The organism is Thermogladius calderae 1633 (genome assembly GCF_000264495.1).
GTDB classification, from domain to species: domain Archaea; phylum Thermoproteota; class Thermoprotei_A; order Sulfolobales; family Desulfurococcaceae; genus Thermogladius; species Thermogladius calderae.
On the sequence record NC_017954.1, the window covers coordinates 156,892 to 182,787 of the forward strand.

Consider the following 25,896-nt stretch of genomic DNA (forward strand, 5'->3'; position numbering starts at 1 on the left):
AGCATTCATCAGTTAGTTTAAAAGTTAAACATATAAGTTAACTGTGTATGTCTTAATATCGGTTGGGTATAGACCATGTATCGAGATGTTGTCAGGGTTCATAAGAAGGGCATTATTGTTTTGCCTAAAAGTGTTCGCGAAGTTCTGGGGATTGAGGAGGGGACGCTTTTGCTTCTCGAGGTTGAGGGTGATAGGATCGTGCTAAAACCGCTCGACCTCTGGGAGAGAGTCTGGAGGTGTTGCCTGGGTAGCGCTGAGAAGGCAGAGCGTGAGTTAGATTATGAGGAGAGAGAGTATTGGGAGAAGAGAGAAATGTAAAAGCAGTTGTTGTTGACACGTACGCGATACTTGCCATGGCATACGGGGAACTCGGGGAGAGAGCTGAGGAGACTATGCTGAGAGTTAGAAAAGGAGAGGTTACAGGGTATCTACCCACCACAGCTGTTTATGAACTATATGTTCACTGGTTGAGAGGTAGAATCCCAGTTATTAAAAGTGAAGAAGAGCTCAAGACCTTTGTGACGAGGTACTTCAAAGTAGTAGAGCTGAGACTGGACGACTACGTCGAGTCCGCTAAAATAAAGGTTGAAGGCGATAAATTTCTCAAAGAAGCCCCGGGGCTAGCGGGTAGATCACTGAGCATTGTAGACTCAACATTAATATGGCTAGCACAAAAGCTGCACGCACCAATTGTAACAGGAGACAAGGATCTAATACATGTCGCTAAAAAGAAAGGAGTGGCCACGATATGGTGACCTATCTTCCCTTCTCCTCGAAAACCCTCAACCGGTAAACCTCAAAGGGCTCATTGCATTATATACTCCAAAAGTGCTCTGTAAGACTGGCTAGAGAAGGTGTGTGGAGTGAGGCTAGTAGAGCTGAGGGCGGTCAAGGGGAGGCTTGCCGGGTTCGGGGAGGCCCTGCCCTACATCAAGGAGATACTAGCCTCCTGGAGGGCTCCCCCGCTACCAGTCGACGGGGAGCTGAGGGCTCTAGACGACGCCCTGTACACCGCGCTCTGGTCTCTCGGCCCCCGCTTCGTCCCCGTGGACGAGCCTGTCTCTTTGGACGCCCTCGACTTCTACTACAACGTGAGGGGGGACGCCGCGAGGGTCTACGACTCCGTGCTAGACCTGGCCGCGCGGGACGCCCCGACGCCGCTCGTGAAGCTCAGGAGCCTAAGCGGCGAGAGGGCGAGGGTCTGGGCGAAGCTCGAGTGGTACCACCCCTTCAGCCTGAGTATCAAGGACAGGATAGCCTGGTTCATGCTGTTGAACAACCCCGGTGTGAGGCCCGGGCTCAAGGTTGTCGAGGCCACGTCGACTAACACGGGGCTGGGGCTCGTCGGGGTCGCGAACAACCTCGGGCTGAAGGCCAAGGTCTACCTGCCCCAGACAGCCCAGAGGTGCGTCGACTACATATTCGAGCTCATGGGGGCCGAGGTCGCGAGGCTGAAGGGGGCCTTGACCACGGAGATCCTCGGCGACGTGAGAGAGGCGGCTAGGCGGGAGGGGCTGCTACACCCAGACCAGTTCGAGAACGACCTGAACGTCATAGCTCACCTCCAGTACACGGCGAAGGAGGTCGACTACCAGGCCTCGCAGTCGGGCCTGAGGATAAGGGGGGTGGTGGGGGCCCTTGGGACCTCCGGCCACTTGTCCGCGCTCTCGGTGTACTTCAAGTCTAGGCTCGGAGGCGTGAAGGTGTTCGGCGTCCAGCCCGCGAGAGGCGACTTCATACCGGGCATGAGGAGGGTGGAGACGGGGATGAAGTGGGTGCAGCTAGCGGGTGTAGACGGGGTCCTGGAGGTGAGCCTAGACGAGGCGTTCCAGGAGGTTGTCGCCCTGGCGAGGAGCGAGGGTTTGCTGGTCGGGTTGAGCGCCGGGGCGGTACTCAGGGCGACCCGGGAGCTCTCGCGTAGAGGGGTGCTGGAGGGCGACGTGGTAGTAGTCCTACCCGACCACGGGCTGAAGTATGCCGAGCTACTCGAGGCCCTCTACTCCAAGGTATGCCCCGACGTGGCGGGGTACAAGGGAAGGGGCGACTAGGGGCCGGGTCTATGGCCGATGTCTGCGTGTACGGAACCGTTTTCAACAACGCTCGCTACGTCGAGGAGTCAGACTTTTTGAGGGTAAGACGGGTAGGAGTACCAAGTGGGCACGTGAACCAGAACACTACAGGCACGTCTACTTATAAGATCCGAAAGTCTTCCACTATACTGGAGCACTCTTCTAAGAGGCCGGGTCTGTAGAGGTGTTAGAGTAGTGGTAGTGGTGATCGTACACCCCCTCCTCGAGGTAGGGGGTGGTGCCGAGAAGCTGGCCATCGAGATGCACCGTGCGTTAACCGAGCTGGGCTTTGAGAGCAAGATCGTGACCTACTACCTGGACGGGGACAGGCTGGCCGAGATCATCAGGCTGCTCTCGCCTGGTTTCAAGCCTTTGATCGAGGCGAGGCCTCTCCCTCCGACAGCCAGTATAGTGGACTCTCTCGCGAGGGCTCTGACAGGCAACCGGCTTACGAGTCTGAGAAGGGCTCTTCTCACAGGTGTCCTAGTGAAGCACATCAGGGAGGAAGTGGGCGGGGGCATTATCGTGGACACCTCCTCGCATGTCCCCACACCTGTTGACGTAGCCTACATACACTTCCCTCTCATAACTCCGAGCGGTAGAAAGGGGTTCGTGTGGAGGGGCTACGAGACTCTTCTTAGAAAGCTGGCAGACTCCCTCACGGGCGAGCCGAGACTCGTCTTAGTCAACAGTAGCTGGACACGAGCAGTCTTCCACAGTGTTTACGGGGACCATTTCAGTGTCGAGGTGGTCTACCCGCCAGTCGACGTAGAGTACTTCAAGAGCCTGGAAGAGAAGAGAGAGAAAGTCGTTGTAACCGTCTCCAGGTTCAGCCCCGAGAAAAACCTTGGCAAGGTTGTAGAGACGGCTAGCACGCTACCGGACTACGATTTCTACATAGTGGGCTCTGCCACGAAAAAAGGCCTGAAATACGCCGGCTACCTGAAAAGGCTGGCTGAAGACCGCGGGGTAAGGAACGTGCACGTGGTGCCTAATTTACCCCGGAGTAGACTAAGAGACCTTCTACGGACCGCCTTGTTCTACTTCCACCCCCCTTACGCGGAGCACTTTGGTTTATCGGTGGCCGAGGCCGTCTCGGCCGGGGCCATACCAATAGTGTACAGGGACGGCGGTGCCTGGTTCGACATCGTGTCTAGGATCAGCCCTGCTCTGGGCTACACCGAGGTCGGCGAGGTGCCGTCTATTGTGAAAAGAGTCGAGGGAGACCCAGCTCTAGCTAGAGACTTGAGAGAGAAAGGTCTCAGCGTAGTGCGGGGCTTCGACTTCGAGTCGTTCAAGAGAAGGCTCTCAAAGGCCTTATCTTCTTGCTGCCTAACAGCCAGGGACCAGTGAATAGGCTTCTTCAGGAGTATTTTACCCCGGCGTTTCACACCCATCCTCAACCCCTGTTATCAGCCTCCCACTTTCCCAGCCTCCAGCCCGCACTTTACAGCTACAACAGCGAGCCTCAGACCACTCATCCAGAAACTGGTGGACGGCTACCCGTGGGGAGCAGCCCTATCTATCTCCTCTAGCAGGGACCTAACAGTCGCGGACACGCTAGCATTAGAGCTCATCGACGGGCTGAAGCCCAGCTTCTTCAACTTGTCTATTCTCAAGGCTATGCGCTTCACGTCCCCCGGCCAGCCCACGCCGTGGGCCACGGGCTTGTAGACCAGCTTCACCCCTTCCAGCCCCATCTCGCTCAGTACGATCCTCACCACGTCGTTGACGGTTATCCAGTCGTCGTTCCCGACGTTGTAGACGGCGAAGCCCTCCCCCGCCCTCCGCCAGGCTAGGAGAGTGGCCTCGACGGCTTCAGACACGTGGAGGTAGCTCCTGGTCTGAGTCCCGTCTCCCAGCACCTCGAGCTCCCTGGGGTTTGCTAGGAGCTTGTTTATCAAGTCCCATATAACGCCGTGCCTCAGCCTGGGCCCCACGATATTAGCGTACCTGAGGGAGACGGCCCTGATACCGTAGAGCCTGGAGTACGCGTGCATCAAGTTCTCGCAGGCGGCCTTGCTAGCCCCGTACACCGAGACGGGCCTCACGGGCTCCTCCTCGCCCACTGGTATGTGGTCTGGCTCCCCGTAGACCGAGCTAGAGGACGCGAAGACGAGGTCTCTCACGCCCCTCCTCCTCATAGCCTCGAGGAGGTTGAAGGTCGCCACCACGTTCTCGCTGAAGTGTACCTCGGGGTTAGTAGTGCTGACCCTCACCTCGGGGTTCGCAGCGAAGTGGAAGACGGTCTCGACGCCCTCTACGGCCTTTAGGGCTACACCCGGGTCCTTGAGGTCGCCCACCACTATTTCAACGGAACTACCCCCCTTGTGTCTCTCCAGGTTCTCCAGCCTACCGCTACTGAGGTTGTCGACTACTCTAACTCTGAAACCCTCGAGCACTAGTCTGTCCACGAGGTGGCTACCGATAAACCCTGCTCCCCCTGTGACTAGGATAAGCCTACCCAACCGAGCACACCGCCGATTACGTGGCCGTGAATACGCAAGCTAGAATTAGAGGCCCGCTTGTTAATAAAACTTCGAAAAGACCGCGGCCCAGGCTGGTTCTCCCAGGGGTCTACCGGCCCAATTTACTTAGTATGTTGGTGTGGGACGTGCTAGCGGGCTATCTCATTCACGGTAGCTCTGGGAACAGGCTTGACCGTTTACGAACCGACCTACGTGGCAGCGGGCTGTAGCAGTAGGCCTCTAATAACCGGAGGCCTTTATGCAGGCTGGCGTAACACGAGGAACAGGTGTTGAGGTAGTCGAGAACCAACACACGGGCTACGTGAAGCCCCGCGACCGCTAACACGCGGCTGGGGGTCTAGTAGGAGACCCTCGTCAACCTCCACTTGACCGATCTACCGGCTCTCTCCGTCAGCAAGTACTCTAGCGCGTTGAATAGAGTCGACCTGAACACGTTGTCTCTGAACAGCTTGTGCGCGTAGGCTCCCGCCAGGTAGGAGACCGGTATCTTCGCTGGGAGCTCTACGAGCCCATCGTCTACCAGCTTGTTCAAGCACACGGATATTTTTAGAGAGTCCCCTACCCCGAGCTCTCTTGCGAGCTCGAGAGCCCTCTTGTTGAGCCACCTCCTCACCGTGAAGTAGTCTGCTAGGAGGTAGACGTGCTCTTTGTACACGGCGTGGGCTGCTGTGACGACTACCTCTGCTTCCCTTGTTAGCCCCCTTAGCTCTAGGCCCTCCCACTCGAACTCCTCGGTGCAGCACTCGAGGAGCTCTTCCCCGTCTAGGTACACAACCCACGCGAAGGATGGGTGTGTGTAGAGGTCTACTATAGCCCGCCCCCTCGTCATCGTTACCGTGTACTTCTCCCAGACCTCGACCCTGAAGCCCCTCGACGCCAGCCTCTTGACCGCCTCGGGTAGCTGCCTCGTGTTGACCAGGACGTCTACGTCGACCGAGACGTGCTCCACGGGCTTCCTGAACTTGTGTAGCGCGTAGTCCAGCCCCCTCAGCGCGCCGGCCACCTCCCCCACGACGCTGCGGAACCACTTGTACCTCTCCTCCTCGCGGCGCCTCGCCTCGCCCTCCACGCCCGCAGACCTGAGGAAGCCCAGTAGCACCTTGTTCAAGCCCGCTACCTCGGCTAGCTCCCCCACTTCGCCTCCTACCGGTTTCTCCAGGCCCTCCAGCGCCCTGACCAGCCTCAGGGTCCTAGAGCTCAAGCCTGGACAACACCTCCGCGGCCGTCCTGGCGGGCCTACTACTAGAGGTGTTCACGGTGGCCGAGGCGAGGTACCTCGCTAGTACACTGTAGTAAGCGTACTCTGTTTTAAGGAACGAGGAGGGGACGTCAGCCCTCCTCCTCAAAACGTCCAGCCTCGCCGTCAGGACTACGGGTCTCTCCTTGAGAGCCAGGGCTAGCAGGAATTTGCCGAGCATTGTACCGAGGAAGCTCTTGTACTTCAGCGTGGCGGAGACCCAGACTAGGAAGTCTAAGACGCCCCTGTCGCACACTACGACATCGCTGAAGGCGAGCCTCAACCGCCTCGCGAACAGCTGGGGTAGGAACCCCGTGAACTCTAGTAGCGCGAATAGCCCCCTGAGGCCCGGCGGCACCGATAGCTTGTAGTAGGGGTTGTCGGCTCCGCTGAAAGCCCTCGTCTTAGAGAGGAGCCTGTAGAGTAGCGAGACGTGGAGGTGGCTCCCCCTCAACCAGTGAGTCGAAGCCCTGTACGAGCTCGCCAGGTATGAGGACAAGAGCCTCACAATAGTCGTCTTACCGCTACCGTCGCAGCCCGACAAGACAACTGCTCTACCCATAGTGACCAGAGTTGATAAATTGTCTAGCCAGGCATTAAAACAGGGTAGCCCCCACTAGGCAGCCACGCTACAGCCTAGCAGTCCCACCACTACTACTCTTGAATAGCTCCCTCTTCCATGCGAGCGTCTGCTCCCCCGGATGGTCCAGGACGTCCCGTGGTTTCGGGGTCGTCTATGGTCGCCTCTAGGAACAGACAGTTCTTCTCCCGCTTATAAGCCGGGCACCTCCATTTCTCTCTTGGGGTCGGTGTTTGCCCCCCAGGGTCACGGTCATCTGGCTCAACTACAACTCCTCCAGGTTTATCGGGGTAGTCTTGAGGTCTCTCGAGTCCGTCCTGTCCGTGGACTACCCTCCTGACATGCTGGAGCTTGTCGTCGTTGACAACGCCTCGACAGACGGGAGCTTCGAGAGTGTGCGGGGCTACCTGGAGGCGCACAGGGGAGGCGCGAGGGTCAAGGTTGTCAGGGCGGGCTCGAACCTTGGCTTCACGGGCGGGAGCAACCTGGGCTTCGCCGCGAGGGACAGGGATTCCAGGTACGTCCTCCTCCTAAACAACGACGCCGTGATCTACCCGGACGGCCTGAGAGCGCTCGTGGACTACCTCGAGGAGCATCCCCGGGTGGCCGCCGTCCAGGGCGTGGTCCTCAAGCTGGGGACGAGGCTTATAGACACGGCCGGCGACTACGTGGACGAGATGCTGGTCTCCCACCCTTTCGGCGTCGAAAAAGCCTACCCGTGGATCCTGAGGCACCCCGTCTACGTCTCATACGCTGACGGCTCCTGCTCCCTCTACAGGGTGGAGCACGTGCTCAAGTGCGTCGGGGAGCGGCTATTCGTAGGCGAGTTCTTCGCTTACGGCGACGACAACGTCTTGGGCCTAGAGCTATGGGGCTGCGGACATCCCTCCGTGGCCCTGGAGAAGGCCGTGGCAGAGCACTACAGGTCGGCCACCCTAGGAAGTAAGAGAACCCGCAGGCTCCTGGCCGAGTACTACGACGCGAGAAACGGGGTCGCACTCGCCCGGGTGAGTAACAGCAGGCTCAGGGGCGTGGCACCCGTGTACAGGCTGGTCAAGGCAGGTCTCCTCTTCCTCAGGTACAAGGACAGGCTAGTCCTGAGGACTGTCGCGGACGGCCTAAGGCTCGCCCGCCTGTTAGAGGCCAGGGGAATGGTCATAGACGTCCACAGGGCGCCCGTCATCCCGCTCACAGCCAAGGCGGTGCTCGGCTCGTTCGCCCCGTTCGCCCGCGCCTCGCTACTCAGAAAGTACATTGACGAGTGGGTGGCCAGGAACTACGACGGTGTACTAGACGCGAGAGAGGAGCCGGCCACAAGCTAGCTTTTCCCGGGGAACCCGAACTTCTCGGCCTCCCTGAACCCGGGGCACTTCTTGTCCTTCTCGCTTAGTATGACGCCCTCTCTTATCGGCCAGTCTATGGCGAGCTCGGGGTCGTCCCACTTTATACACCTCTCGTGCCGGGGGCTGTACTCCTTGGTGACCAGGTAGAGGAGGAGCGTGTCCTCCAGGGCCTGAAAGCCGTGGGCGAAGCCCGGTGGCACCCAGAGGGCTAGGCCCGGCTCCAGGACGACCCCTACGTGCCTGCCGAGCCAGGGCGACCCGATTCTTATGTCCACCGCCACGTCGTAGACCCTCCCCTTGACAACGTAAACCAGCTTCCCCTGCTCCATTGGCTCGACCTGGTAGTGCAACCCCCTCACCACGCCCCTCCTGGAGTAGCTCAGGTTAACCTGGGCGAAGCCCGCGGGGAGGCCGCTTGAGGCGAAGTCGCTCCCCTTGAAGAGCTCTGCGAAGAAGCCCCTGTTGTCAGGGAAGACCTCTAGCCTTACTAGCACTACGTCGGGTATACCAAGCCTCTCGACAGACTTAACGGGCATAATCTACGCACTCCCCCGCGAAGGCCCTCAACGCCTCCCGTAGAGGCCTGACACCCACGCCCATACTCCTCGCGAGGGAGGAGTCCAGGCTCGAGTCCCTCGGCCTCCTAGCCCTGAGCACCGCGCTGGCTATACTAGTCGGCTTCACGAGGTCCTCGCTCACGCCCAACACCCTCGCGAGCTCAACCGCGAACTCGTACCTCGAGACCCTCTCACCGGCCACGTGCAGGAAGCCCCTCGGCCTACCCTCCAGGAGCCTGGTTATGGCGTCGGCCAGGTCTGGTGCGTAGGTGGGGGAGAGGAACTGGTCTACGAAAGCCTCCACGACCTGGCCCCGGCTCAGCTTGCCCAGCGCGTCTAGGGCGAACCCCCTCTTCCCGCCCGGGCTACACCCGTAGAGACCGCTCGTCCTCAGGACGAGGTAGTACTCTAGATTGGCCGCCACGGCTATCTCCCCCATCAGCTTCGTCAGCCCGTAGTAGTTCAGGGGGTTAGGTGGGTCTCCCTCCCTGTACAGCCCCTTCTCCCCGTCGAAGACGTAGTCTGTCGAAATGTAGACGAAGTACTTACAGACCCCCCGGCAGGCGGTCGCGAGCTCCCTGGTGGAGACGTAGTTCACGTTTAAGGCTAGGAGCTTGTTCGCCTCGCAACCGTCCACGTCCGTGTAGGCCGCCGCGTGCACTACGACCTCGGGTCTCAGGGACTCCACGAGAGGCCTGGCCTCGTGGGGGTCGTCGAAGTCCACCCACACCCACTTCACCCCCTCCGCCACGGGCGGCCGAGTAGCGTGGTAGGTGGCGTAGACCTCGAACCCCCTCTCGACAAGCCTATTAACCAGGCTCCAGCCCAGTAGCCCCGTGCCTCCCGTGACAAGCACCCTCGCCAATCCGCTCACCACGGCGTGTCCGCTAGTACGTACGCCTCCTCGACCAGGGGCCTCCACCACCACTCGTTACCAAGGTACCACTTGACCGTCTCCCTCAGCCCTGTCTCGAGGTCGTAGACGGGCCTCCAACCGAGCTCCCTCAGCTTGTCGCACCTCATAGCGTACCTCATGTCCTCGCCCGGCCTCCTCTTTGCGTACACGACTTTCTCGGAGGGGTCGAACCCCATGTACCTAACGAGCCTCTCAACCACCTCTCTCACAGTAGCGTAGTTGCCCCGGCACACGTTGTAGACCTGGCCTTTGGGGGCCTTCTCGAGGAGTAGGAGTAGAGCCCTAGAAGTGTCCTCGACGTGAATCCAGTCCCTCACCTGCCCGCCGTCCCCGTAGATGACCGCTGGCTTCCCGTGTAGTAGCCTTATTATAGTCCTGGGAACGAGCTTCTCGGGGTGCTGGTAGGGCCCGTAGTTGTTGCAGGGCCTCACTATAATGTACTCGAGCCCGTAGGTCCTCGCGTACGCCTTTATCAAGAGGTCGCCTGAGGCCTTGCTAGCGGAGTAGGGGCTGGAGGGGTTCAAGGGGTAGTCCTCCCCCGCCTCGGCGCTAGACCCGTAGAGGTCCCCGTAGACCTCGTCTGTAGAGACGTGGAAGAGGAGGGTGTCGCCTCCCTGTCTCCTCAGGGTCTCCAGCACGGTGAAGACGCCGAGTACGTTCGTCCTTATGAAGGGGGCCGGCTCGTTTATCGACCTGTCCACGTGGGTCTCCGCCGCGAAGTTGACGACGGCGTCCGGCTGGTACTCCGAGACCACTCTCTTGAAGGACTCCTCGTCCGCGATGTCGCCCCTGACGAAGCCCACCCTACCCTCCCTCACAAGGTCGGCTATGTTCTCAAGCCTCCCAGCGTAGGTGAGCTTGTCGTAGACGAGCAGCTCGTAGCCCGTTGCTTTAGCCACGTACCTGACGAAGTTGCTACCTATGAAGCCTGCCCCTCCCGTGACGAGCAGCCTCATCTAACCACCCTATATCTCCACCAAGCTGTTGTCGGAGACCACCAGCCTTATGTCGCCGTGTAGCTCCCTCGTGTTCCTCACCCTGGCCCTTGAGCCGAGCACGCTGTCCACGAGCCTCGCCCTGCCCAGGTCTAGCTCCGAGTACTCCATTACCAGGCTCCTCGCCACCCTGCCCGAGTAGACCCTGGCCCCCTCCTCTATGGAGGTGTAGGGCTCCACCACCGAGCCCCGGGAGACCAGTGCGCCCCTGCCTATGTACGCCGGGCCGTAGACCCTCCCCTCCACCACCGCACCCTCCTCGACTACCACCCTCCCCCTCACCTCCCCGTTCACGGAGCCCCTAACGCCGCTTTCCACCCTGTCCAGGAGCATGTAGACGGCGTCCAGCAACCCCTCGTAGGTGCCCACGTCCTTCCACCACCCCTTTATCTTTGAGTACGTCACCCTGTACCCCCTGTCCACGAACCACTGGACCAGCTCCGTCACCTCGTACTCGCCCCTCCAAGAGGGCTTCAGGTCCTTGAAGGCCCTCTCGACGAGCTCCGGGTCCCTGAAGAAGTATACGCCCACCACCGCGAGGTTGGATACCGGCTCCTTCGGCTTCTCAACGAGCCTCACCACCCTCCCCGAGTCGAGCACGGCCACCCCGAACCTCCCCGGGTCCTCGACCTCGGACAGCAAGATGTGTACGTCCGACCCGTTCTCCGCGAACTCCCTCGCGAAGCCTGCGACACCCTCCTCGACGATGTTGTCCCCCAAGTAGACGACGAAGGGCCCGTCTAGGAAGCCCTCTTCGACAGCCCTGTAGACAGCGTGGGCTATCCCAAGCCTCCTCTCCTGTGCTATGTAGGTGAGCCTCGCCCCGAGGCGGGAGCCGTCCCCCAGGGCCTCCCTCAAGAGGTCGCCGTAGTAGCCCACCACCACCCCTATGTCCACGACGCCAGCCGAGACCAGGTCTTCGATAGGGTACTGCACCATCGGCTTCCCGAGGAGCGGGATCAAGTGCTTCGGCCTAGAGTAGGTGAAAGGCCTAAGCCTAGACCCCTCCCCAGCGGCCAGGACAAGGCCCTTCAAGACCAGACCTCCGAGCAGTCGGTTGACAAGCAGGTCTCTACACCAACATGTTACTGCCCCGTGTCTATTTAAGCCTGTTTTTACAACCGAAAGCCTCGCCCTTTAGGGCGGGGAGGAGGTCAGCCAATATACCTTTTATCGAGGAATCCTATCTCATGCATTAACCCATGCGTGAGCCCGAGCACTAGGGGCTTGAGGAGTTTTGTTAGTCCGTCGGCGAGGAGTATCCTGGCGCCCCAATTCGCTAGTTGATGTATGTATGTTGCTGGGTCTATTAATCCCTCCCTCAGTAGTATTGTTGAGTTCCTGACAATGTAGTAATACCTCCACGGAGGCTCGTAATCAATAGCCCTACCTAGGATACTCGAGATTATTGGGATCCACCTTTCCCTGCCGAGTTCGTGATCGATCAACTTACAATCGAGCCTAAGCGTTAGGTAGCCAAGCCTCCTAACCCTAGCGTAGAAGTCGAAGTCCGACTGGTCGAGGAAGAAGTCATCTCTAAACCTAGCAAGCCTAAAGATGCCAGCCCTAACCAAGGAGCCCGATGTAGGTTCAAACCGCACCGCCTTTACTTTACAATCACCATTAACTGCACCAAGGGATATGATGCCAACCCTACCCCTAAGAGCACTGGGTAGGCTTTGGTAAGCATTGAGGGCCTTCTCGACGGCTCCCTTTAGGAGTACTGTGTCATCGTCAAGCAGTAGAAACCACTCCTGGCTTAACCACCTCATCGCATAGTCGACGCCGATGTTTATCGCATGGGCAACGCCAGAGTTAAAACCAACCTCGATGAACCAGCAATTCCTGAACCCATTACATGAGCCCTCAATGAATTCCCTATTAATGGAGGCATTATCAACAACCACCACATTATTAACTTGGGAAGCCGCGGAACCAAGGACAACCCTAAACCTACCCTCATTAGGGTTATGGGCGACAATAATGGCCGTAACACCCATTGAATTCACCGAACCACAATACTTTTTAAGGCTTCTTGCCAACAAGACACTTATGGTTAAGGCATCTGCGGTATAGCCTAATTACAATAGCATGAGGTTCATAGACGTCGCCCGAAGTCGATCGGCTCCGTGCTTAGTCTGGACTTTGATTGTTTTGAGGTTATCGTTGTTGATAGTATCTCTACGGATGGCGGTTTTGAGCGTATTGGGAAATTCGTCAAGGAGCGTAGGTCAAGTAACGTTAGGGTTAAGTTCGTCCGTAATGATGAGAATCTTGGCTATGCTGGTGGTATGAATGTTGGTTGGGATGTGAGGAACCTGGATGCCAGGTACTTCACGCTCCTAAACAACGACCTAGTGGCAGAACCAGGATCACTAAGAAAAGTAATAGAGCACATGGATGAAGACGAGAAGGTAGCAGCAAGCGGACTATTATACTACCTAGACAAAAACTTATACTCAACCGGTGGCTGGATAGATGAAGTATTAGTCTTAGGAAGTATTTGCAATGGTTTAACAGTAGGTGATTGTCCTGCAATAGTAAAGAGCAGTACGTAACATATGCCGATGGAGCATATATGGTGATTAGAGCCGAAGCCGTGAAGAAATCCATGCCCAACGGTAAGCCATTTATAGATGAAACATTCCTATACCTAGACGATAATCTCCAGTGCCCGTGTCAAGCCGTCTACATCGCCAGGTTTTATAATTATCCCAACGCCCCTAACAACCTCGGAACCGCCGGTCTCCGAGGTGATTACCGGCAGGCCAAAGGACATGTCCTCAACCCTAGCTATACCAGAGCTTTCCATGTATGATGGAAGTACGAATATAGAGGCCCTCGAATACTCCTCAACCAATTGAGAGTCGCTGATAGGACCGACAAAATCAACCCTACCATTGAGCCCTAACCCGTTAACTAAATTCACAAGCTTGCTGAAGTACTCTCTGTTGGTTACTGGACCAACAATCCTCAACTTCCACTGAGGATGCTTATTTGCCACTTTGGCGAAGGCGGTTATGAGGTCGTGAACGCCCTTGACCGGCTCAACCCTAGCCACAGTAAGCACAATAGGCTCGCGCGGAACATTAGCCGGCTTCAAAAGCTCATCGCAGTAACCATTATACACAACCCTAAGTTTAGAGTAAAGGCTGGGCACGGACCTGGCCGCATTCAGTAAGGCCTCATAACTCTCAATAATCACTAAATCGGCAAACTTAGAAAACAACGCCGATGACAAGCCCCTCGCGAGTCTCTTAACGTAGCTGCCACGAATAATCCCATCCCAATCCATCTTGACAACGACACGAAACTTAAGGAGCCTACTGAGGAGTGAGAGTAGCGGTAAAAGCGACGGGTAGTAATAGGTAAGCACAAGGTAAGGCCTAATCCTCACCAACAGCCTTACTAACTTAAGGCCATGGTAAAGGGAGGACGCCAAACTATTCAGTATATTACAGACATAGAGTGGTATTAAACCACACCTATGGCTGATGAGACCGAGCTCGTAAACCTCAACACCGGGAACCCTAACCAAAGCCCTACCAGTAATCAAAACACTCCTAAAACCGAGCCTAGAGAACTCGTAGGGAATACATACAGGGTCCTTCTTAACCATAACCCAAGATATGGCATCAAGCACAATAGTAACTACGGATTTCTTTTGCCCGCTCATAACCTACGCCTACAATACAGTATCTTATCAAATACTGAGCAATCATAGTCTCTCTTCATAGTATTTAATAATGGCATTAAATTGCCATGATACTCAAGGATGACTTCACCAAATAACTTGACATGCTCATAATCATTGAGTATAACGTCATACTCGCAACCCTCACAATCCATCTTTAGAACAGCGTTGTTAGGGATACTGTATTTATTGATGATCTCGCCTAATGTTACGGTCATAACATTGCCAAAATTGTCGATTTTATATAATGTCGTCGCAGTACTATCTACGTCAACACGACTTATTTTAATCCAACCCGTTCTGCTCGCCAGTCCCGCGTTTATTGGTATTATTTTGTCTTCCATGTTATTTAGCCTAATGTTCTCGAGCATCTCTTGGTAAGCTCCCGGATGAGGCTCGATGGCAATAACTTTCTCAGCACCCCTCACGGCGAAGTATATGGCTGAATCGCCAACAAAAGCGCCAACGTCAACGACAACCCTGCCAGCGACGTTGAGCTTTTCATAAACCCTAGTTATGAAGATCTCTTTGATTGACGGTAATTCCCTTTTAAACTTAGCAATGAACAAATCAAAGCAGTTGCCCAACCGATTAATCCTGATTTTCTGCCCGTTTATTAAAAATTCGTTACCGTTGCAATCAAATTGGTAAATAAACCCCTGAAAATATCCCCTCACAACCCTTCCATAGATATCCCGCGGAAGATACGCCTCACCACTTAAACACCTAACTCTTATACGGTCCCTTCCAAGTAAGTACAATATCGACGCCGTAAGCCAATTCTTAATGATGTTCCTTGACTTAACGACAGCCAAGAACCTCTTAAATCCTGGTATTCTAGACTTTAACATGATTTGAAGTTTTGAGACATAACTAATTAAATCTTTGACTACTCGCCTTGTGGGCAGGTATAGGGCGAAACTACGCTTATTCGCATTGCCTTAGTTAAATTCCTAATTCTCGTACTATTCGTACGCGATCGTCTTAACCATGTCAACATATAATGGTACTACCTTCCTCGTATCATAAATTTCCGCTATATGCCTACTTAATTGCACAGAGCTTAAATAGGCACGTTCCTCGTACCTCCAAATACTGTATAATAACTGTATCTTATCGGCTAAATCCCGAGGATTGCCGGGCCTAAACCTAAGCCCAGTACCCACACCGGAGTTGCTCATGTCTCTTAGGAACCACTCTGTCGGCGGCAGGTCACTCATTACTATGGGGGTACCACAGCTAAGGCTCTCAAGGGCCCTCTATCACTGCCTTCTTCCTAAAGACTTATTATAATACGTTTACCCTCATAATAAGAAACCGTATATTCACTGTATCATTTCACTCAGTGTCATGAATCGAGCGTTTAGCACTCGTAAGGCATTTACAATAATGCTTAATTTAAAGACTGACGGCGAATGCGTGTAGAGAATAAACCTATCAAAGTTGCGCACTAGCCTTGGCAACTCATGCATATTTAAAAGCCTTAGGTTAAAGGCTATTACACAACCGTGCTCATCAAATAGTTGGTACCTACTGGCTGGGCCTATGTACGTGGTCCTAACAACCCTATAGATAGACCTGGCAAGTTTGGCTGCTTTTTCGCTGTGCGGTCCGTATGGGTAGGCAAAGCTCACGACCTCGTTGCCTATTGCATCCTCGATCTTCTTCTTTGACTCCACTAATTCTCTCGCGATCAAATCCTCGCTAGACTTAACCATGTCTATGTGGGTCACAGTGTGGCTACCAACCTCATGCCCCAACCACGCCAACTCTCTCCACCGGGCTGGACCCATTAACTCATGCCCCATGTACTCCCTAAGCCCAGTTATTACGAAGAACGTGGCTCTAATGCCGCGCTTGGCCAGGTATCTGGCAATTTGTAACTGCTCCACAAAACCGTCATCAAACGTTAAACCAACAAGCACCATACACAGACGTCAAATTCCTCAATCAATTATTAAATTCAACACCGGGCTTTATTTGTGGCATCATATCTTATTACATATCGCAAACATCCGTAATCTGTGTTGCTTAACTACGTATAGGTTAGCCTCATGATTATTTATGATGGTTATTAATCAAAGTAAGTACTTGCTCAATTTATAAGCCACGGCATTATAGCTAAGGTTATTGATGGCGAATTCCCTACTTTTCATCGCGAGGTTCTCGTGTACGTCTTTATTATTGAGTGTTTCTAGAACAAAATCTGCGTAGTCCTGCTTATCTCTAACCACCACGTATAAATCTCTGTAGTCCGCCATGCTCGGACTATCACCGCCTATTACTGGGGTCCCGGAGGCTAAAGCCTCAATAAGCGTCATTGGTGGTTCAGTTGGGTAGTCGCCACGTATTGGCAGTAGGAGCGCGTCCACGGCATTGTAGAGGTACCAAACAGGCACCTCGCGTCCTAGGACTATTAGTGCCCCATCCTTAACAGCCCTCCTTAAGTCCCTAACTAGCTCGGGTGTAGCGTTATCGACCCTTAGTGATGTTACCACGGTCTTTACGCCATACTTAGCCAGTTTAAGGGCGGTCCTAACCACGATATCGAAGCCCCGCTTAACATCCACATCGCCTACGTAACCAACGATAGGTCTATCCCGGGGCAAATCGAACAAGCCCCTAGCCCAATCCCTATCCCTGGGCCTGAAGAGCTCGGTATCAACGGGCGGGTACGTAAAAACCCCGTTATTGAACAGCCCTGCTATACGCCGCGACGTACCAACCACAACTCTGGAACCGCGCTCTATCGCCGTCTTCTTCAACCTCCAGAAGCTATGTATTGTTAGCAAGTGTGAGAATTGGTAAGTGATCGATTCCTTATTGGTGAACGTGTTCATGAACGTTATCAGCGGCTTGTTAACATTGAGTAAATGCACCGTGTCGCAGGAATTCACGAGGACCTTAGCACTTTCTAGTAGGTAGAAGAGTTGTTTTGGCGCCTTTACCCGAGCTGTGTCTATCACGTGAACATTGTTATAGATGAGCCTAAGGACCTCGAGAAAGCCCCTAGCTAAGGCGGTCTGCCCTTCCTTAAGGCTTGGGTGCCTAATTACTGCACAGATCATTGCAGGAGTTTTAGGCAGTTAAGCAGTTCTAAGGCGCTCTTCACGCATGTAAACTCCCTCGCCCTCTCAATACCAGCCCTGCTAAGCCTAGCCCGTAGCTCCTCGGTAGTCAGTACCGCTTTAACAGCGTCAACCATAGTATCGATCGTCGTTGGGGCCACTAACACAGCGGCATCGCCCACAACCTCCATTATTGACGGCTCGGCGAACGCCACTACAGGCAATCCACTAGCCATCGCCTCCAGGACTGGGAGTGCGAAACCCTCATGTAGAGATGGGTATAGAAATAAGTCGGCGCACGAATATAACCTGGCCAGTTCCGATTCGGTGAGGTGGGGTAAGCACAACACATCCTTTACAAGCGATGCATGTGGTGGGCAGGGACCTCTAATGACGAGTTTTACGTTCAGTTCCTTACTAACTCTCGAAAACACGGCCAGCGAATTGAGGACAATATGCCTCTTAGATGCCACCGTTAAGATTGTGAGCCCTTTACGTTCACAGTCACGTGGGTGATAAACTCCGGTGTCTACGCAGTGATGTACAACACACGGCTTTACACCCGTGTACTCGCTAACTGTCTGTGCCACCGCATTAGTTGGTGATAGGAAAAGATCCACAAAGGGCTTAACCGCACTCAGCGATACTAACCTCCTCAATCTCTGCTCAAGCGGTCTCCTCCCAGCGTCCCAGGCTGTCAGTTCGCTATGGCTTATCGATCTAACGTCATGCATATAAGCGACAACTCGGACACACCGTAACTTAGACCTAACGAAATCAAGTAAGTACTTCGGTGTCGAGTCAAGTGCTACAATAATGTCGTAATGCGAGTTGCCGCTTATCCTCCTAACTATATCTACGCCCAACGTGTTTGCTAATGCCCTGGCTATTTTCAAGTGGCTGATGGGCCCCGGCTTAACCAGGAAGGCTATTCTAGGCATTGTATAATTAAAGACGAGACCTGCCTTACTATGTTAGACCTGGATAAGTATTCGCCTATGACCTTCCTAACAACCCTACCTAAGTCCCTTAGTAATAAGTCGTTGTTGAGAAGTTCTATTATTATCTTAGCCATAGATTTAGGGTTGAGGTCCGTCACTAGGTTGGCATCGACCTTTGTTATTACGTCTTTACTACCCACGTACTTGGTCACCACGGGTACGGAGCCGAGAGCCGCGGCTTCAACTGCGGCGATCGAGAACGCGTCAAAGAGCGAGGGCTGTATGTAGACGCTACACTTGCTCAACAATCTAAGGAGGTCGCTCCTGGGCAATCGACCAACGATCTTTATGTTATCGCTGATACCGTACCCATGGGCCTTCTTAATAATGTAGCTGCCTAGTGTGTCTCTCTGAGAGCCCCCAGCGAGTATGAACTTCACTTCTCTGCGCAGTTCCCCTACGACGTCCCTGGCTATTTCCGGTATCTTGTGAACACCCTTTATGGGTATGAAAACACCGCTGTAGCATACCCAGGGCATTTTGCTGTCAATAGGGAATTTAAGCAAAGTGTCGAGCTCTGGGGGTCTCGGGTGAAGGATTAGGGACTTGTTCGTGATTAAGTCCTTGACCAGGCTTGACACTGCAATCACCAGATCCGGCGCTGAGTACAGCGTGTTCACGGGTGGGCTGAGTATTGATGGCGACGCCGCTATCGCCGACCAGCACCTATGGGTCACAGCGAGGAGTCTCCCAATTGCCGTTGGCCTGACCCCCTCGGTTATCAGGACATCGCCGGTGATTTTTCCAAAAGGCCTCCTTAGCGTCATTACCCTCACATCGTGCCCCAACCTCCTCATTGCCCTGAGCCAATCCAAGTGACCTAAGTGTGGCTGTGGACCTAGTGTCACATAGGTTATCTTAGCCATAATCCCCAAATACCATCCTTATACACAATACTGAAATGCGTGTTTAAGTGATCGATTTCGTCCATTAACTGGTTAATCGACATGTCCAGCCTGTACGTGTTCATCGCCCTATAGAATATAGCTACGTAACTGCAGGCCGATACCTCGCTCGGCGTTATCACGGGGCTTAAGTACGTAATCGGTGCATTAACGCCGTACAGCCAGTAATAGAACCAGAGGAGCTCGTGAACGCCGGAGGCGCATATTGCTGTGTTAGAGCTCACGTGCGTCGCTATGAATGACGCCTCGGCAATGTCGTGAACAGTGGGGAAGGCTATTGGTGAAAAGCCCCACTTAACCGCTGGTGACAATGCAATCAGTAAAATACCAATGACTGTCGCAAACATCCTAAACCACTTACCTTGCATCCCCATTATCACTAACACGGGTAGTGCAGATAGTACATAGAGTGTATATGGTACCATGCCCCACCTACTCATAACCAATGCCATAGCCTGCAAAGCCGCAAGCAAGAAGTAGAGTAGCACCCATGGACGTGCATCAGCATTGAAGCTTCTTTGCCTAGCCCTAGCAAGGTGTGTCAAATATACTAGAGACGACGCAAGGCCCAATAAAAAGCCTAAAAACACGGTTAACTCCCTTACGTAGTTGTAAATCTTCATTACGGGGTTTACGGCTGGCACTACTAATGAGGGTACGGGGTTTACTGGCGACTCTAACATAGCCATCAACTGCATTATAAGGGATGCCATGCTACCCGATATGTATAGGATCAGGTTAACAGTGAACCACGTCGTTAATGCTACAATTGCTGTGACTAGGAATCCCCTGCCGAATACCGCGACTACCATGAGCATAATAGGTGCCATGAGAGACGTCGGGTCGGATATTAAATAGGCGAGGAATACTACGAGGATAACCACGGCGCTTGTTACAGAGATACCGCGCCGGCTGTCATGGCCCCGCAACCTATTATAGAGGAACACCGTAAAGAGTACTAGGTAAGCCCACGCGAACGGGGTTCTACCGTATAGTATCGGGTTAAGCATTGAACCGAGAACGATTAATGCCACTATAATTAGGTCCCACGTGGTCCTACGGCGTAGTGCCAGTAATGGGGTTACGTATAGAATCGGTAGTGCGGACTGGACAGTCACAACACCCCAGAACGGTTTAAGCCCCATCACCGAGGTGAGAACTGTAGTGAAGTACGCGTGACCTAGCGATGACGGTTCACCCTGTATCGGTTCAACATGGCCAGTAATCAAGCCGCTAAGGGCTTCTGCCACGAACCCCAGCTGGTCGTTGTATAGGGGCATGGAACTCACGTAGATTATGTATGGTGTATCGAGGACAAGGAACCATAGAAGTAATATTAGGACTACGGTTTCCGTAAAAACATCTCTGTAACACAGCAGTACCAGTATTAGTGAGATCGCGATGAGTGATAATACATATATCGGGTCTCCGTATAGGAAGAAGGGGCTCTGCGTAACAACGTCAATACTTAACGCGGATAATGACTTTATTGACGCTAAAGTAAGCGCTATGGCAATTCCTACCAATAGGGCGTCGAGGATCGCCGGTTTACTGCTTAGTATCCTCGTTACTGAGCACCTCCTCGTAGAGCTTCACGTACTCTCTAGCCACTGAGTCCCAGCCAAATCTTTGGGCGTAGTTAATGCCCTTCCTGGAGTACTCCTGCCAATTCCTCAAAATCTCATCAACAGCCTCAAGCAAGGACTTTGAATCCCTGAAGAACAGCCCTGCCCCTGAATTAATTATGTGCTCCCTCCTAGCATCATCCCTATCCCATGCTATTACCGGTATTCCTGAGGCAAAGGCTTCAAGTATTGGTAATCCAAAGCTTTCCCACCTTGATGTTAGCAGATAGACATCAGCATTGGCATACCATTTAGGTAACTCTTCATAGGGTAGGAAATCTAGGTCTATTACATCTTTCTTTACGCTATTCGGTAGTCTCTCAGCCTTAGATAGATTCCTAACTATTAACTTAGCCTCTGGATACTTCCGTTTAATGGCCATAAATGACCTGAGTAATATATCTGAACCTTTAAACCTATTATACGAGGTAATATTGATTATAGTTGGGTATCCAGGTTTCTTAGTATCTTTACTCGGTTTAAATAACGTTAAGTCGATACCATTCGGTATCAGTATTGAATTAAGGTTATACATATTTTTAAGCTGATTCCGCACATACATACTTATTGCTGTGGTCACTGGTTTGTACTTTCTAAAGATTAATTTATAGCCTATATTATTTATGTATATATGAATTAGTTTATTAAATACACCAGGGACAACCCATATTGGTGGGAAACCATGAGATGTAAATACTACATTAGTTAACCTAGCCTTAGCAACTATACTCAGGTATGGATACGATTGATGTATGTGAATTATATCAAAGTGCTTAGCCTCCCGTAAGAACTCCCTAGGCGTGAGCTTAACTAGGTTGACATAGTCTGATGGTTCAGCCCTGATAACCCTGGTCGCCACCGTAACCTCAACACCATACCTAGGCAGGTACTTGCTCAAGTTATCGACTACCGTCTTAAACCCGCCGACCTCGTAGTAACCGAGTCCCATCAAAACCCTTATCATGACCACGAGAAAGAAATATGACTAAACTTAGTGTAGTAGTAATATATCAGTCTCTTCGCGAGTGTGGGGTTTAACAAGTACGTGAGGCCAAAAATGGCTGTCCCTAAATACCTAGCTGAGGGCCTATTACCAATTATATAGTTAGTCAACGGCTTTACCAACCACGCACCCCAATCGCTAAAGACTCCTCCTATAATCGATGCCTCGTCGTAGTTGGTATATTTTGCTAACCACTTATCCAGTAACCCGGCTGTTACGACTAAGGCATGCCTAGCTAGTGCGTGCCTAATGGAGTTCTTCACAGCACGCCTAAAGCGTGTCTCAGGATCTTCGACAAAGCGGACACTACTAGCGCTTGTACTACTTAGTCTAAACAGCGTTAGCCTCTCCGGGCTGTGCAGGATTGTCCCCTCGCTCGAAAGGGCCAGCAGGTAAAGTAGTACATCGACGGCATCCGGAAAAAGCCTGATCACATTAACAAATCTCTTAATGAAATCCCTCCTAACAGCCATTGAACTATTCCTAAGGCCTAGTGACCAACCATACTTAGCGAATATCGCTTTCTTCTCATTGGCAGACTCCGCCCTGACGAACTCGTTAACGTTTGAATGCTCAATCAGTTTATCAAATATGGGCTTTCCATTCTTGTCAATTGCGGCCACATTATGGTGAAAGTAAATCAGTTTCTCATCATTAGAGAACACATCATAAATGCGAACAAGCTTAGTTGGCATGTAAATATCGTCATCCTCAAGAAATGCGACAACCTCGCCCTCCGCTTCTTCAATACCTCTCGCAAGTTTTAAGCCTATTGATGCGGCATCAAGCTCGATTACCTTACCCCTGCTTTGCTCGATTAATCTATCGACTTCGGGATCTTTGAAATTCTTAACCACAATTATTTCATAAAGACCTTTATCTAGGGTCTGATTAAGAACAGACCTAACAGCATGTTTAAGGAACTCACGCCTATTATAAGCAGTGATGATAACACTAATGAACGGACTCATTGATGAGAGAGCACAACACTCCTAAAGAATCCCTACTATTAAACTTAGACCCGAAACCCAACGGTCACCTAGCTGTGTAAATGTTTAGTAGCTTACTCACTATCTCATCCCAGGTAAACACTGATTTCCTACCCTCCATCCCCAACCTTACACTTAACTCCCTATCTTGCACTAATGCTATCATAGCTTCAGCAAGCGCTTTGGGGTCTCCGGGCGGTACTAGAAGCCCGTTAACCATGTGCTTAACCCTATACGGTATTTCGCCCACCGCTGATGCTATTACTGGTTTTTCCCTAGCCCACGCCTCCGTTATTGCTAGAGAGAAGACCTCAACATGATCGCTCACGCTTGGTAGGGTTAGGGCTATTGATGCATCGATGGCCCCGACCTTAGTATCTTCATCGACAAAGCCCGTGAATAAGACTTTATCGCTAATGCCGAGCTTATCGGCTAGTTCCCTATATGGCCTTTGGTCACCTGGCCCCGCTATAACCGCCTTCAGACTGGGCTCCTTCTTGGTGGCTATTGCCAAGGCCCTTATGAGCACGTCAATGCCTTTTAGCTTATGGAGCCTCCCCACGTAGACTATTAAGGGGCCCTGTATACCAAATTTTCGCCTAAACTCCACAGCCATGTTAGGCTTCCTGAGGAGCCCCTCATCAACGCCGTCAGGCACATACTCTGCCTCTATGCCGTACCTATTCCTTAATATCTCCATGTCCCTGAAGCTTTTAACAAGCCTAACGTCACTAGCCTCAATAGCCTTCCTGACACTCCACCTGCCGTAGTATGGTGCCAATAATCTAATTAACCTACTTGGGTGGTCGTTAAACGAGTCAACAGCCATGAAGTGAATCACGGTCCTGGCACCAAGCCTCTTGGCTTCCCTAATCATCTCGACTGTAAATAGGCTGTTCTGGCTATGCCCATGAACAACATCTGCATCCCTCAAAATGCCCCTAGGCACCTCCAGTGGGTAGGTTAAGTCTGGGTAACCTAGCCTAATTGACTTAACCCTATGAATATGGACACCGTTAATAACCTCCTCCCTAGGCCTACCCTCAGCACCATAGGTGCTTGTCACCACGTGAACCTCGTGGCCGAGCCTAGCCATGCCCTCAGCCAGCGCCTTGACCACGTTTTCCAAGCCACCAATCACGGGCCAGTAGTGATGGTGAACGTGGATTATCTTCATAGTGTTTTATACACTTTATGCTTCTCTTAGAAGATAGTTGAGCTCCCTTAGTAGTCCTCTACGCTTGTAGCCTCTGGCGCTCACTAGTACTGTCTCGTTTATATCGAACTTGAAAATCTTTGAACCAAATCTCCTATAGGCGTCTTCGCCGAATTTGTAGTCTTCCGTCGCTAATGCTGCATTTATATCAAATTGGACGTAATCATATAATTCTCGAGTGTAGGCTATGAAGTGTCCTGTCGTTTTATGCGGTTTTCTGAAGTATTTATCGTAGTAATGAGCTGCTAAATTATACAGAGCATTAGCATCATAGTAATAATGCGAAACATGATAGATACCAAGCTTTTGTTTCATTAAGTTGATCGCTGTTTTATAAAGTAAAAGTGGTGTTAATACAGTATCCGCATCAATTTGTGCTATTATTTCGCCTCTCGCCTCCAGCGAGCACATGTGCCTGGATAGGCCTAATTTACCTACGTGAGTATTTTCAATAATTTTTGCGCCGAACGTTTTTGCTATATCTCTTGTCCTATCACTCGATAAATTATCAACTACGATGACTTCATATCTGGGATATATATTAATTCTCTGTATTGCAAAGAGTGCCTGCCCTATGTACCGTTCCTCATTTCTTGTTGGTATACAGATTGTGACTAGGGGTAATCTTTTAGCACTTATTGGTTACACTTTCCCCTCTAAGGCATCCCTTATCTCGTGAAGTGCCCTATTGATTTTCAAGTTCATCTCCCTTAATTCAAGTAATAAACGTCCAGATAGTGCATGCAGTAGGAATACGGTTAGTCTATCCATTGCTGATAAGCTTACTGTAGAGTTCTTCGTACTTAGGCAGTATTTTGTTCCACACGTGTTTTTGCGCCCATTCCCTGGCTTGACCGCCGAGCCTCTTCCTTAGTTCCTCGTCGGTTAGTAGTGTGGTTATGGCTTCTCCGTACTTCTCTGGCTTGGGCTCCGCCCATAAGCTCGCCAGATTTGGTGGTGAGGCTTCCACTTGCCCACCGTTCCCCGTTATTATTGATGGTGTTCCGTGGATCCCAGCCTCAAGTAGCGTTATTCCAAACGGCTCGTACAGCGATGGTAGTGCGTAGACCGCGCTTTCAAGGTATAGTCTGTGTTTCAGCTCCTCACTTACCTCGCCCAAGTACTGCACGCTTATGCCGTGCCTCTCTGCATAGTTTAGCATGCCGTGGATTAGGTCTTCGTCTGGCCCGGCGAGGGTTAGCTTAGCGCCCCTCACCTCCCTGATCACGTACTTCATCGCCTTGAGGAGTAGGGTTATGTTCTTCGACTTGCTTATCCTACCCAGGTAGAGGACCCGGTTCTCATCCTTGGCGCTACTATTAACGTCGCATCTGTCCTCCTCGACGCCGTTTGGTATGACCTCAATCTTCCCTTCATCGAGGCCTAGTCCCTTGACAATGTTTGCTTCGTGCCTAGTCAGCGCTATGTACTTGTCGTAGGTCCTCAGGTAGTTTCTGCCAAACGTGTCCGCCAGCCTGTGGTACGCCCAGGTGGCTACGCCTAGTTGGTCGAGTTTGTGGAATGGTGCGTGGCCGTGCAGCACCGCTTTGAACCCCATTTCCCTCCTTAGCTTGGCTACTTGGAACACGTGTGGGTGCCTCCAGACGTGTACGTGGACAATGTCGGGCTTTAGCGCCTTTATTATTTGGGGTAGTTCCGGGCTGTACGAGCCGTGGCTCCATGTTATAGCTGGCTTAAGCCTGATTACCTTGACGCCGTTTATAACCTCCTCCCTAGGCAGTAAACCGATGCCGCCTACTCTAAGCCTATTGTAAGTCACCACATAGACCTCGTGGCCTCTGCCGGCCATGTACTCGGCTACGTGCTTAACCACGTCCTCGACACCGCCGACCACGGGGTGGTAGAAGGGCGCTACGTAGACTATCTTCATTTCCTCGCTAATACTACGATTCTCCTTGCTAGTGATGGTATTTTGAGAGTAGTTTGACTAGGTGTGCTAGCCCTTCGGGTTCTACTCCTAGTGCTCCTCCCACTTCGGCTACTGACAGGTGTTGCCTGAGTCCCTTGGCGTCAACGTACGCTAGATCATTTACTGTCGAGTAGTAGCTTCTGACTATCTCGAAGCCGTTTGCGGCGAGTAGTTCCTCCACATCGTTCTTCGTATACTCGCGTGCATGGTACCCGACTGTGGCTGTACACCCAGTAGCAGCTTCAGTCTCCTGAATAGGGGTTGCTGTCGAACCGTGTT

At 52.5% G+C, this 25,896-nt stretch carries 27 protein-coding genes; 6 read left to right on the forward strand and 21 right to left on the reverse strand.

Annotated elements, in window-relative coordinates:
* Positions 1–75 precede the first annotated feature (75 nt).
* From TCELL_RS00895 to TCELL_RS00910, 4 genes are all read left to right on the forward strand, one after another.
* The gene (locus TCELL_RS00895; protein WP_014736845.1) at positions 76–318 is read left to right on the forward strand and encodes an AbrB/MazE/SpoVT family DNA-binding domain-containing protein; all 243 of its coding nucleotides are present in this window, start codon (positions 76–78) and stop codon (positions 316–318) included.
* Positions 297–755, forward strand: a complete 459-nt coding sequence (locus TCELL_RS00900) for a PIN domain-containing protein (protein ID WP_238529026.1) — start codon at positions 297–299, stop codon at positions 753–755. Before TCELL_RS00895 ends, TCELL_RS00900 begins: the two co-directional genes overlap by 22 nt.
* A gap of 108 nt (positions 756–863) precedes the next feature.
* Positions 864–2,048, forward strand: a complete 1,185-nt coding sequence (locus TCELL_RS00905) for a PLP-dependent cysteine synthase family protein (protein WP_014736847.1) — start codon at positions 864–866, stop codon at positions 2,046–2,048.
* Between the two features lie 216 nt (positions 2,049–2,264).
* The gene (locus tag TCELL_RS00910) at positions 2,265–3,422 is read left to right on the forward strand and encodes a glycosyltransferase (RefSeq protein ID WP_014736848.1); all 1,158 of its coding nucleotides are present in this window, start codon (positions 2,265–2,267) and stop codon (positions 3,420–3,422) included.
* 146 nt (positions 3,423–3,568) lie between these two features.
* Here the strand turns inward: TCELL_RS00910 and TCELL_RS00915 are convergent, their stop codons facing one another.
* From TCELL_RS00915 to TCELL_RS00925, 3 genes are all read right to left on the reverse strand, one after another.
* Complete coding sequence (locus tag TCELL_RS00915; protein WP_014736849.1) at positions 3,569–4,537, reverse strand: NAD-dependent epimerase/dehydratase family protein; 969 nt, start codon at positions 4,535–4,537, stop codon at positions 3,569–3,571.
* Positions 4,538–4,895: 358 nt separating this feature from the next.
* A complete protein-coding gene (locus tag TCELL_RS00920; RefSeq protein WP_014736850.1) occupies positions 4,896–5,759 on the reverse strand; it encodes a nucleotidyltransferase family protein in 864 nt (287 codons plus the stop codon).
* On the reverse strand, positions 5,749–6,357 hold the full coding sequence (locus TCELL_RS00925; RefSeq protein WP_014736851.1) for a DEAD/DEAH box helicase family protein: 609 nt from the start codon (positions 6,355–6,357) through the stop codon (positions 5,749–5,751). Before TCELL_RS00925 ends, TCELL_RS00920 begins: the two co-directional genes overlap by 11 nt.
* A 251-nt stretch (positions 6,358–6,608) precedes the next feature.
* Between TCELL_RS00925 and TCELL_RS00930 the strand changes: the two genes are divergently transcribed.
* Positions 6,609–7,697, forward strand: coding sequence for a glycosyltransferase family 2 protein (locus TCELL_RS00930; protein ID WP_014736852.1), 1,089 nt, complete (start codon positions 6,609–6,611; stop codon positions 7,695–7,697).
* On the opposite strand, the gene rfbC is transcribed toward TCELL_RS00930, so the two are convergent.
* The 5 genes from rfbC to TCELL_RS00955 all read right to left on the reverse strand — a co-directional run bounded on the left by rfbC (position 7,694) and on the right by TCELL_RS00955 (position 12,228).
* Entirely contained in the window at positions 7,694–8,254 is a 561-nt protein-coding gene (gene rfbC / locus TCELL_RS00935; protein WP_014736853.1) for a dTDP-4-dehydrorhamnose 3,5-epimerase, read from the reverse strand. The genes TCELL_RS00930 and rfbC overlap by 4 nt on opposite strands.
* Complete coding sequence (gene rfbD, locus TCELL_RS00940) at positions 8,244–9,131, reverse strand: dTDP-4-dehydrorhamnose reductase (RefSeq protein ID WP_238529066.1); 888 nt, start codon at positions 9,129–9,131, stop codon at positions 8,244–8,246. Before rfbD ends, rfbC begins: the two co-directional genes overlap by 11 nt.
* Positions 9,132–9,145: 14 nt before the next feature.
* Entirely contained in the window at positions 9,146–10,147 is a 1,002-nt protein-coding gene (gene rfbB, locus TCELL_RS00945) for a dTDP-glucose 4,6-dehydratase (RefSeq protein WP_014736855.1), read from the reverse strand.
* A gap of 9 nt (positions 10,148–10,156) precedes the next feature.
* Positions 10,157–11,221 carry a glucose-1-phosphate thymidylyltransferase gene (locus TCELL_RS00950; protein ID WP_014736856.1) on the reverse strand — a complete coding sequence of 355 codons (1,065 nt, stop codon included), beginning with the start codon at positions 11,219–11,221 and terminating at the stop codon, positions 10,157–10,159.
* Between the two features lie 119 nt (positions 11,222–11,340).
* On the reverse strand, positions 11,341–12,228 hold the full coding sequence (locus tag TCELL_RS00955; protein ID WP_202945692.1) for a glycosyltransferase: 888 nt from the start codon (positions 12,226–12,228) through the stop codon (positions 11,341–11,343).
* A gap of 87 nt (positions 12,229–12,315) precedes the next feature.
* On the opposite strand from TCELL_RS00955, the gene TCELL_RS00960 reads away from it, so the two are divergent.
* Positions 12,316–12,744: a glycosyltransferase gene (locus tag TCELL_RS00960; protein WP_052307194.1), complete on the forward strand. Its 429-nt coding sequence runs from the start codon at positions 12,316–12,318 to the stop codon at positions 12,742–12,744.
* A 95-nt stretch (positions 12,745–12,839) separates the two neighbouring features.
* Here the strand turns inward: TCELL_RS00960 and TCELL_RS00965 are convergent, their stop codons facing one another.
* From TCELL_RS00965 to TCELL_RS07455, 13 genes are all read right to left on the reverse strand, one after another.
* The gene (locus TCELL_RS00965) at positions 12,840–13,862 is read right to left on the reverse strand and encodes a glycosyltransferase (protein ID WP_014736859.1); all 1,023 of its coding nucleotides are present in this window, start codon (positions 13,860–13,862) and stop codon (positions 12,840–12,842) included.
* A complete protein-coding gene (locus tag TCELL_RS00970) occupies positions 13,859–14,695 on the reverse strand; it encodes an FkbM family methyltransferase (RefSeq protein ID WP_052307195.1) in 837 nt (278 codons plus the stop codon). The genes TCELL_RS00965 and TCELL_RS00970 overlap by 4 nt, the downstream gene beginning before the upstream one ends.
* 510 nt (positions 14,696–15,205) lie before the next feature.
* Positions 15,206–15,808: a polysaccharide deacetylase family protein gene (locus tag TCELL_RS00975; protein WP_014736861.1), complete on the reverse strand. Its 603-nt coding sequence runs from the start codon at positions 15,806–15,808 to the stop codon at positions 15,206–15,208.
* Between the two features lie 150 nt (positions 15,809–15,958).
* Positions 15,959–16,948 (reverse strand): glycosyltransferase, encoded by a 990-nt coding sequence (locus TCELL_RS00980; RefSeq protein ID WP_014736862.1) that lies wholly within the window; start codon positions 16,946–16,948, stop codon positions 15,959–15,961.
* Entirely contained in the window at positions 16,945–17,889 is a 945-nt protein-coding gene (locus tag TCELL_RS07280) for a glycosyltransferase (protein WP_014736863.1), read from the reverse strand. Before TCELL_RS07280 ends, TCELL_RS00980 begins: the two co-directional genes overlap by 4 nt.
* Positions 17,877–18,716 (reverse strand): glycosyltransferase, encoded by an 840-nt coding sequence (locus TCELL_RS00990; RefSeq protein ID WP_238529067.1) that lies wholly within the window; start codon positions 18,714–18,716, stop codon positions 17,877–17,879. Before TCELL_RS00990 ends, TCELL_RS07280 begins: the two co-directional genes overlap by 13 nt.
* Positions 18,717–18,802: 86 nt before the next feature.
* Entirely contained in the window at positions 18,803–20,380 is a 1,578-nt protein-coding gene (locus TCELL_RS00995; RefSeq protein ID WP_014736865.1) for a hypothetical protein, read from the reverse strand.
* A 22-nt stretch (positions 20,381–20,402) separates the two neighbouring features.
* On the reverse strand, positions 20,403–21,443 hold the full coding sequence (locus TCELL_RS01000) for a glycosyltransferase family 4 protein (protein ID WP_014736866.1): 1,041 nt from the start codon (positions 21,441–21,443) through the stop codon (positions 20,403–20,405).
* Positions 21,440–22,453, reverse strand: coding sequence for a glycosyltransferase family 2 protein (locus TCELL_RS01005; protein WP_014736867.1), 1,014 nt, complete (start codon positions 22,451–22,453; stop codon positions 21,440–21,442). The genes TCELL_RS01000 and TCELL_RS01005 overlap by 4 nt, the downstream gene beginning before the upstream one ends.
* Before the next feature lie 64 nt (positions 22,454–22,517).
* On the reverse strand, positions 22,518–23,648 hold the full coding sequence (locus TCELL_RS01010; RefSeq protein WP_014736868.1) for a glycosyltransferase family 4 protein: 1,131 nt from the start codon (positions 23,646–23,648) through the stop codon (positions 22,518–22,520).
* Positions 23,649–23,663: 15 nt separating this feature from the next.
* On the reverse strand, positions 23,664–24,326 hold the full coding sequence (locus tag TCELL_RS01015) for a glycosyltransferase (RefSeq protein WP_083829943.1): 663 nt from the start codon (positions 24,324–24,326) through the stop codon (positions 23,664–23,666).
* A gap of 124 nt (positions 24,327–24,450) precedes the next feature.
* Positions 24,451–25,578: a glycosyltransferase family 4 protein gene (locus TCELL_RS01020; protein WP_014736869.1), complete on the reverse strand. Its 1,128-nt coding sequence runs from the start codon at positions 25,576–25,578 to the stop codon at positions 24,451–24,453.
* A gap of 28 nt (positions 25,579–25,606) precedes the next feature.
* Entirely contained in the window at positions 25,607–25,798 is a 192-nt protein-coding gene (locus tag TCELL_RS07455) for a hypothetical protein (protein WP_014736870.1), read from the reverse strand.
* Between the last annotated feature and the right edge of the window lie 98 nt (positions 25,799–25,896).